Origin of the sequence: Streptomyces sp. NPDC059853 (genome assembly GCF_042731495.1) — a bacterium.
GTDB lineage: Bacteria > Actinomycetota > Actinomycetes > Streptomycetales > Streptomycetaceae > Streptomyces.
Genome location: NZ_JBHWJL010000245.1, coordinates 1 through 8099 on the forward strand (window position 1 = coordinate 1; position 8099 = coordinate 8099).

Annotated in this window: 7 protein-coding genes and 1 pseudogene; 3 read left to right on the top strand and 5 right to left on the bottom strand. The window is 73.8% G+C overall.

The window, feature by feature from the left end; all coding sequences use genetic code 11:
* Positions 1-238: 238 nt before the first annotated feature.
* Positions 239-565, bottom strand: a complete 327-nt coding sequence (locus tag ACFV5N_RS21340) for an ATP/GTP-binding protein (protein WP_385602153.1) — start codon at positions 563-565, stop codon at positions 239-241.
* Between the two features lie 164 nt (positions 566-729).
* Here ACFV5N_RS21340 and ACFV5N_RS21345 point away from each other — a divergent pair, with 164 nt between their 5' ends.
* The gene (locus ACFV5N_RS21345) at positions 730-1878 is read left to right on the top strand and encodes an LLM class flavin-dependent oxidoreductase (protein WP_385602156.1); all 1149 of its coding nucleotides are present in this window, start codon (positions 730-732) and stop codon (positions 1876-1878) included.
* On the opposite strand, the gene ACFV5N_RS21350 is transcribed toward ACFV5N_RS21345, so the two are convergent.
* Positions 1847-2239: an SCO5389 family protein gene (locus ACFV5N_RS21350; RefSeq protein ID WP_019435899.1), complete on the bottom strand. Its 393-nt coding sequence runs from the start codon at positions 2237-2239 to the stop codon at positions 1847-1849. The two genes, ACFV5N_RS21345 and ACFV5N_RS21350, sit on opposite strands and share 32 nt — an antisense overlap.
* A gap of 269 nt (positions 2240-2508) precedes the next feature.
* On the opposite strand from ACFV5N_RS21350, the gene nucS reads away from it, so the two are divergent.
* Entirely contained in the window at positions 2509-3180 is a 672-nt protein-coding gene (gene nucS / locus ACFV5N_RS21355; RefSeq protein ID WP_385602160.1) for an endonuclease NucS, read from the top strand.
* 73 nt (positions 3181-3253) lie between these two features.
* Here the strand turns inward: nucS and ACFV5N_RS21360 are convergent, their stop codons facing one another.
* The 3 genes from ACFV5N_RS21360 to ACFV5N_RS21370 all read right to left on the bottom strand — a co-directional run bounded on the left by ACFV5N_RS21360 (position 3254) and on the right by ACFV5N_RS21370 (position 7174).
* Positions 3254-5671 carry an ATP-binding protein gene (locus ACFV5N_RS21360; protein WP_385602163.1) on the bottom strand — a complete coding sequence of 806 codons (2418 nt, stop codon included), beginning with the start codon at positions 5669-5671 and terminating at the stop codon, positions 3254-3256.
* A gap of 196 nt (positions 5672-5867) precedes the next feature.
* Positions 5868-6161 carry an STAS domain-containing protein gene (locus ACFV5N_RS21365; RefSeq protein WP_019435897.1) on the bottom strand — a complete coding sequence of 98 codons (294 nt, stop codon included), beginning with the start codon at positions 6159-6161 and terminating at the stop codon, positions 5868-5870.
* Between the two features lie 164 nt (positions 6162-6325).
* Positions 6326-7174, bottom strand: coding sequence for a 3-hydroxyacyl-CoA dehydrogenase family protein (locus tag ACFV5N_RS21370; RefSeq protein WP_385602166.1), 849 nt, complete (start codon positions 7172-7174; stop codon positions 6326-6328).
* A 545-nt stretch (positions 7175-7719) separates the two neighbouring features.
* On the opposite strand from ACFV5N_RS21370, the pseudogene ACFV5N_RS21375 reads away from it, so the two are divergent.
* Positions 7720-8099: pseudogene (locus ACFV5N_RS21375) on the top strand (hypothetical protein); the annotation flags it as partial.

Here is an 8099-nt window from a genome sequence, read left to right on the forward strand (position 1 = left end):
ATGCGGGCGTGACGGCCGGCGAACCCGCTCAGTCCCCGTCCGCGTCCTCGTCCGCGTCCTCCGCCATGTCCTCGTACCCGGAGTGGAACAGCGCGGAGAAGCTGGGGTGTGCTGTCCCGGGACGTTGGTGACACGCGTGTCGGGGTGCTTGAACGGGTGAGGGCCTGCGGGCAGTCCGGCAACGCGGCGAGGCGCCGCAGCCGGCGGCGCCGCCCCGCGAAGAACCGGAAGAGACGTCCTAGTAGCGCGGCGCGTTACGGGACCGCTGGGGCCGCACGCCGCGGCGGTCCCGGGCCTCCCAGCACGCGCGGTGCCAGTGCCGCCGGTCGTCCACCGCGCCCTCCCGCGGCCAGCTCACCACGTGCGGCACGCCCGGCGGGATCTCCTGGTCGCAGCCGGGGCACCGGTAGTGCTTGACGGCGGCGCCGCCGCTGATCCGGCGCACCACCCACTCCTCGCCGCGCCACGTCTCGGTGCTCTCCAGGCCGTACCGGTGGCCCTCGTCCTCACCCGACCGGCGGGCGGGCTGCTGCGGACCGCGGGGGCGGTTGCGACGCGGGGACACGTTCAACACCTCGGAGTGGATCGGCGCCGTGCTGGGGACAAAAGTCTACGCACCCCGACCGGCCGGGAGATCATCGGAAAAACCTCTCGCCGGACCGTGCCTTTGGCACGTGTCAGGCGTTAATGCCACAGGAGCGGAGCACCACCCGGACGAAGGGCAGGACCATGCGCATCGGCACGTTCGTACTCGCCGGCCAGTACCCGGGGCAGCCGGAGAGCGAGGCGCTGCGGCGGGCCGTGCGCTCCGCCGAGGTGGCCGAGGAGACCGGGCTCGACGCGGTCTGGCTGGCCGAGCACCACTTCGTCCCGTACGGGCTGTGCCCCTCGGCGGTGACCCTGGCCGCCCTGCTGCTGGGCCGCACCCGGCGGATCGGGGTGGGGACCGCGATCTCGGTGCTGTCCACCACCCACCCGGTGGCGCTGGGCGAGCAGGGGGTGCTGCTGCACCTGCTGACCGGCGGCCGGTTCACGCTCGGGGTGGGGCGCGGCGGGCCGTGGGTCGACCTGGAGGTGTTCGGGGCGGGGGCGGCGGCGTACGAGCGCGGTTTCCCCGAGTCGCTGGATCTGCTGCTGCGCTGGCTGCGCGAGAGCGAGGTCGGCGCGGACGGCGAACGCTACCGCTTCCGGCAGGTGCCGGTGGTCCCGTCCGCCGGGGGCGCGGGGCCGCCCGTCGTGGTGGCCTGCACCTCCCCGGCCACGGTGCGGCTGGCCGCCGCGCGCGGACTGCCGATGCTGCTGGGCATGCACATCGGCGACGAGGAGAAGGCCGCGATGGTGGCGCTGTGGCGCACGGCGGCCCGGGAGGCGGGGGTCGACGGCGACACCGTCGCGTCGGCGGAACACGTCTCGGCCGGGGTCGTCCAGGTGGGCGACTCGCACACCGAGGCCGTCGAGACGCTGCGCCGTGCGCTGCCCGGCTGGCTGCGGCAGGGGCTCGCGGCGCATCGCACACTGGACGGGAGCCCGCGCCGGATGCGGGACCCGCTGGCCTACACCGAGCTGCTGTGCGAACTGCATCCGGTGGGCACCCCGCAGTTGTGCGCCGACCGGCTGGCGGCCACGGCGGAACGTACCGGCATCACGCGCTTCGCCCTGGTGGTGGAGGGCTCGGGGGGTGTGGAGCCGACGGAGCACAATGTGCGGCGGCTGGCCGCGGAGGTGGTGCCGCTCCTCCCGATACCCGCGGGAGGAGCGGCAGCACCGGGGCCACCGGCCGTGTCAGCGGCGCCCGAAGTGGCGCCGGACGCAGCGCCGGAAGTGGCGCCGGATGTGGCTCCGGCTTTCAGCAATCACGCAGCTCGGGCGACTGGTTGAGCAGCTGGGCCCGTACGGAGGTGAACTTCTCCAGCCGGTCGTCGGAGGACGTGTCGAGGGGGAACACGGCGACCCGGTGACAGTTCTGGAATGCCAGCCGGACGCCGAAGTGCCGCTCCAGGGCACCACGGATGGCGTCGGAGGCGAGGGCGCGCAGCAGCTGGCCACGGGCCTGCTCATCGGGCGGCGGCGTGGTGTTGTCCGCGAACTCACCGCCGTCCACCTTGAGCTGTGCCACCAGGGAGCTGATCATCTGCCAGGCGAAGGGGAGGGAGGTTCGGACGCAGTCGACGAAGTCGGCCTCGTCGACCTCGCCTCGCTCGGCCTGCTCAAGCAGGGCCGGTGAGACGTCGAGCGACATGTATCTCTCCTTTCGCGGCCCCGCGCAGGGGCCGGGCGAACGGGACACGGGGGCCCCGCCACCGCCGCCACCGCGTCTGCGCCGAGGTGTACCCCGACGGCGACGCCCCCTGAGGACCACCGTATGCCTGCTGACCCGCACACGTCAGTGGAACGAGCACATAACCGGCCACTCACCGGATCCCATGAATCCCTCCCATATCACCAGCCATCGCCTGCCCCCGGGACCACGTCGCGGGCGCCCCCCGCGGCCCGGTAGCGTGACCGACCATGCGTCTCGTCATTGCCCGCTGTTCCGTCGACTACGCCGGCCGGCTCACCGCTCACCTCCCGTCCGCGCCCCGGCTGATCCTCGTCAAGGCGGATCAGTCCGTATCGATCCATGCCGACGACCGGGCCTACAAGCCCCTCAACTGGATGTCACCGCCCTGCACGCTGAAGGAGAGCGACAGCAGTGGTCACACCGTGTGGACGGTCGAGAACAAAGCAGGCGAAAAACTCATCATCACCATGGAGGAGATCCTGCACGACTCCTCCCACGAACTGGGCGTGGACCCCGGACTGATCAAGGACGGGGTGGAGGCGCACCTCCAGGAACTGCTGGCCGACCGCATGGAGACACTGGGCGAGGGGTGGACCCTCATCCGGCGCGAGTACCCCACGGCGATCGGCCCGGTGGACATCCTGGGCCGGGACGCGGACGGCACGACCGTGGCCGTGGAGATCAAACGGCGCGGCGAGATCGACGGTGTGGAGCAGCTGACCCGCTATCTGGAACTGCTGAACCGCGATCCGCATCTGGCGCCGGTGAAGGGCGTGTTCGCGGCCCAGGAGATCAAGCCGCAGGCCCGGGTGCTGGCCACGGACCGCGACATCCGCTGCGTGACGCTGGACTACGACGGGCTGCGCGGCATCGAGGACGACAAGCTGCGGCTGTTCTGAGCCCGGCGGCGGGTACGCGTACGGGGCGGGGCCGGTGCGGCCCCGCCCCGTACGCGCGCCATCGGCGAAGCGATCAGGCGCTGCCGGTCGCGGTCGGCGAGGGGCTGGGGTCGTCGGTGGGCGGGGGCGGGGCGGCGGTGGTGTTGCCCGCCGAGTTGTCGCCGCCCGGGGTGGCTCCCTCGTCCGCGCCGCCTTCACCGCCCTCGTCACCACCGGTGGTGGTGTCCTCGGGTGGGTCGACGGGGTCGGTGTCCCCACCGTCGCCGGAGTCGCCGTCACCGTCGCCGCCACCCGGGTTGCCGGTCGTGGGGCCGTCCCCGTTCCCACCGCTGGCGGAACCGTCGTGACCGGCCGCCCCGCCGTTCGCCGGGTCGTCCGGGGTGGGCGGGGGCGGCTCCTGGCTGCCGGTGGCATTGCCCTGGTCCGGGGTGCCCGAGGTGGACGGGTCCACCGGCTCGCCGGTCTCCGGGTCGGTCGCGGGCTCCTGGGGCGGCTCCTCCGTCTCCGGGTCCGTCTCCGCGCTCGGGGTGCCGGGCTCGGCGGGCGGCTCGGGGGTGTCCTCCTCCGCCTCGCGGTCCCGGTCGGTGACCACGGGCCGGGTGGTGCGCTCGTCCTCGGGGGCGGCGGGGGTCTCGTCGGAGGACATGCCCAGCGCCACCACCGTTCCCAGCACTCCGATGAGCAGTACCCCGGCTCCGGCCGCCACCATGGTGCGGCGCCCGGAGCGGCCACCGGACCGGCCGCTGTGGCCCGCGGGGCCGTCCGCCGGGTCGCCGCCGGGCTCGCCGTGCGGCAGCAGCGGGGGCAGGATGGCGGTCGGTTCGCCGGTGGCGGCGGGGTCGGCGTGGCGCGGGATCGCCTGGGTGCTGGCCTCGGACGGCGCGTCCCCGGGCGGGGCGACGGCGGGCAGGCCCAGCGGCGGGGTGGCCGCGGTCAGCGGGGCGGACGCGGTGCCGGCGGTCAGCGCGGGCGGTCCCGACAGGTCGCGGACCAGCGCCAGGGCGCGGCGGCCGGCGGTGACGCCGCCGGCGTCGGCGAGGACGCCGCGCAGCGCTATCGACGCCTCCAGTTCGGCACGGGCCCGGTCCAGCCGGCCCTCGCAGATGGCGAGGACGCCCAGTTCGTGGTGGAAGTACGCCTGCTGGTCCACCTCTCCGGCCGCGCGGGAGGCTTCCTGGCCGGTGCGCAGCACCCGTTCCCACACCGACCAGCGTCCGGCGGCGGCCAGCAGCGGGGCGGCGCTGTGCGCGAGGTTGGCGGCGGCGGCCGAGTGGCCGGCGCGCTGGGTGGCCTGGGTGACGGCCAGCAGCACGTCGCCCTCGGCGGCGGCGCGGGCGGTGTCCACCGAGGGGTCTACCAGCCACCAGGTGTAGTGCTGGGCGGCGGCCAGGGCGCGGGCGCCCGCGCCCTCCTCGAAGCCGATGGCGGCCAGTGCCGGTCCCTGTCTCTTATACACAAAACCGAGCCCACGAGACATTTTCACAACTCCCGACTCGGCCAGCTGGTCGTGGCCGGTGGCCGCGCCGCTGGTGAGCGCGGGCAGTTGTTCGGGGCCGGGCAGTTCGCCGCCGAGGGCGACGGCGAAGCGCAGGACGCTGCGGTCGGCGTCCGGCAGGGCGGCGGCCAGCGACGCGATGAGCATCTCGTCGTCCGGCAGCGGGCCGGTGGGCGCGCCCGTGGCGACGGTGACGTCGCGGGCCCGCAGCAGGGCGGCGGCCTGGACGAAGCGGCGCGGCCTGCCCTCGGAGGCGATCCACAGATCGGCGGCCCAGTCGGTCTCGGCGTCGGTGAGCGGGCGGGCGGCGGCGAACTCCAGGAGTTCCAGGGCGCCGGTGCGGCTGAGACCGGAGAGGAAGACCTCCTCGATGCGGGAGGTGGTGCTGGGCGCGGTGACCGAGGGGTCGGCGCTGAACAGGAACGCGCACTCGGGGGTGGCGTCCAGCAGTTCGTCCAGGGCGGTGGCGCCGAATTCGAGGTCGTCGACGAGGACGACGGCGCCGATCTCGCGCAGTCCGGCCTGGAGTTCGGTGGGGCCCGGCCGGTAGCCGGGGGTGTGCCGTACGGCGGCGTACAGCTCGTGCTGGAGGTCGGAGGGGGTGCGGCGGTGGCCGGAGAGCCGGATCACGCCGTCCGGGGCGAGTTCGGCGCAGTCCTGGGCGACGGCGGCCAGCAGGGCGGTGCGTCCGGTGCCGGTGGGGCCGGTGAGGCGTACGGAGCGGCCGCGGGCCAGCAGCCGGTAGAGCCGGCGGCGTTCCTCCTCGCGCTCCAGCAGCGGCGGGGCGAGCGGGTCGCGGCCGGTGTCCCCGCTGGTGCCCCGGGGGGCTTTGCGCGGGGATATGGGGCGCCGGCCGGGCGGGCAGGAGGCGATCTCGCTGCCGTCCACCGGGTTGATGGTCAGCAGGAAGTCGCCCGCCACCAACTCGGTGGTCCGCCCGGTGCCCGCGGGCTCCCCGGGCTGGTCACCGTGCGGGGCCGGCTGGCTGGACTCCATGGTCATGTGTCCCTCGGATGCGGCGGTGGGTTGGGGTGCGGCGTACGCGCTGGGCAGGTTCCACGCTACTGGCCCGGCTCCCTGGGCATGGTAGGCGGCCCCGCGCCGTGACCCATCCGTCACCGCTGTCACAGCTGTTACGGCGCCCCGGGGCGGCCGGCCGGGGGCGGCCTCCTCCCGGAATCCGGGAGGAGGCTCAGGAGGCGATGGTCAGGATGCGGTGCAGCCGGGTGGCCACCAGCACCCGCTGCATTTGCGGGGGCACATCCCGCAGCACGAGCCGGCGACCGCACCGGCCGGCCCTGCGGTGGACCCCCATGATCACTCCGAGACCGGTCGCGTCCCAGGAGTGCAGGCTCTTCAGATCGAGCACGAGATCCCCCTGCCCGGAGTCGACGGCGTCGTGCAACGCCGAGCGGGCATCCGCGGCGCTGCGGACGTCCAGGCGGCCTTCGACGACCAGCTCGGCGTGGTCGCCTGTGATGTGCATATAACACTCCCCGGAATTGCTTTCGTGTTGACTTCAACTGTCTCTCCACCTGACGGCTTCTATCCCCCGTCCGGTTGCCGTGCGTGAGGGAACCGATGCGATTTCACCCATGGGGGTGAGTGGGCGGGTACGGCGGTGGCCCGCCCGTACCCGCCCGTACCGGCTCAGTAGGTGTGGAAACCGCGCCCGCTCTTGCGGCCCAGGTCCCCGGCGTCCACCATGCGGCGCATCGACTCCGGCGGGGCGAACTTCTCGTCCCGGGACTCGGTGTAGATGTTCTCGGTGGCGTGGGTGAGGACATCGACGCCGGTCAGGTCGGCGGTGGCGAGCGGCCCCATCGCGTGGCCGAAGCCCAGCTTGCAGGCGAGGTCGATGTCCTCGGCGGTGGCCACGCCGGACTCGTGGAGCCTGGCGGCCTCCACGATCAGCGCCGAGATGAGCCGGGTGGTGACGAAGCCGGCCACGTCGCGGTTGACGACGATGCAGGTCTTGCCGGCGGACTCGGCGAACGCGCGGGCGGTGGCGAGCGTTTCGTCGCTGGTGTGCCGGCCGCGCACGAGTTCGCACAGCGCCATCATCGGTACCGGGGAGAAGAAGTGGGTGCCCACGACGCGTTCGGGGCGGGAGGTGGCGGCGGCGAGCTTGGTGATGGGGATGGCGGAGGTGTTGGAGGCCAGCACGGTGGTGTCCTTCACCAGACCGTCGAGGGTGGCGAAAATGTCGCGCTTGATGTCGGCCTGTTCGAAAACGGCCTCCACCACGAGGTCGGCGTCGGCGGCGGCGTCCAGCGCGGTGCCGGTGCTGATCCGGCCGAGGGCGGCCCCGGCGTCCTCTTCGCTCAGCTTCCCCTTGCCGACGAATTTCTCCAGCGACGCCTCGATCCCGCCGCGTCCCCTGGCCAGTGCCTGCTCGGTGGTGTCCACCAGGGTGACGGTCCAGCCACCGGTGGCGGCGACCTGGGCGATGCCGGAGCCCATGAGCCCGGCTCCGACGACGGCGAGGTTCCTGCCCACGTGCGATCTCCTTTGATCCTTGACGACGGACCCCCGAGGGGCGCGCGCTTCCCGGGGGTCAAGACCTTAGTGTCCGTCAGGTACCCCGTGGGGGTGAAGAGACGCGCATCACGCCGGGGCCCCCGGTGCGGCGGATGCCGTACCGGGGGCCCGTGGTGCGGGTGGTTCGGATGGTGCCGGAAGTGTGGCCGGGGTCGGTGTGTCGTCAGTTCCGCCGGGTCGAGGAAGCCTCGGCGAGGCAGAAGGGGTACGGCTGGGCCGGTCCGCCGGGCCGGTCCGCGATCCACGACGCGCTGCCCGGTACCCGGGAGCTGTTCGTGCTGACCGCGGGAACACCACGGCCATCCGGCGGCGGAGGTGGAGGCGAGCGCGCTGATCGCGGCGCAGCACCGGTTCCCGGACACCCACCGCCAAGAGGGCTAGGACAGGCATCCCGCTTTTCCCCCGTGCGGGCGACACACACCCACAAGGGGACGGCCGGGCCCCGTGCGTCGGGTACCTCTGGGGCTGTCTCATCCCCACCACGGAGAATCGGGAGAACCCCCATGACGCACGCCAGCCTCCGCGCCGGTGTTCTGGGCGCGGTCGTCACCGCCACCCTCACCCTCGGCGCCGTTCCGGCCCTGGCCCTCGCGCCGGTGGCCGCGGACGCCCCGCGCACCCTGCCGATCGCCGACCCCGGCATCGTGCAACCGGCGGAGGGAACGATCGACGAGGCTGCCGCCGAAGCGCCGCACACCCTGCCGATCGCCGACCCCGGCATCGTCCGGCCCGGGCGCGGAGCGGCCCACGGCACCGGCGCCACCGAGGTGCCGCGCACCCTGCCGATCGCCGACCCGGGCATCGTCCAGCCGGCGTGGGGGACGACCGCCGCGCCGCACGGCACCCGGGTGACGGGGGCCCCGCACGTGGCGGTCCACTCCCT

Coding starts and splice junctions, on each gene's coding strand:
- ACFV5N_RS21345 (WP_385602156.1), top strand. CDS start 730: ATGCGCATCGGCACGTTCGTACTCGCCGGCCAGTACCCGGGGCAGCCG.
- ACFV5N_RS21350 (WP_019435899.1), bottom strand. CDS start 2,239: ATGTCGCTCGACGTCTCACCGGCCCTGCTTGAGCAGGCCGAGCGAGGC.
- nucS (WP_385602160.1), top strand. CDS start 2,509: ATGCGTCTCGTCATTGCCCGCTGTTCCGTCGACTACGCCGGCCGGCTC.
- ACFV5N_RS21360 (WP_385602163.1), bottom strand. CDS start 5,671: ATGGAGTCCAGCCAGCCGGCCCCGCACGGTGACCAGCCCGGGGAGCCC.
- ACFV5N_RS21365 (WP_019435897.1), bottom strand. CDS start 6,161: ATGCACATCACAGGCGACCACGCCGAGCTGGTCGTCGAAGGCCGCCTG.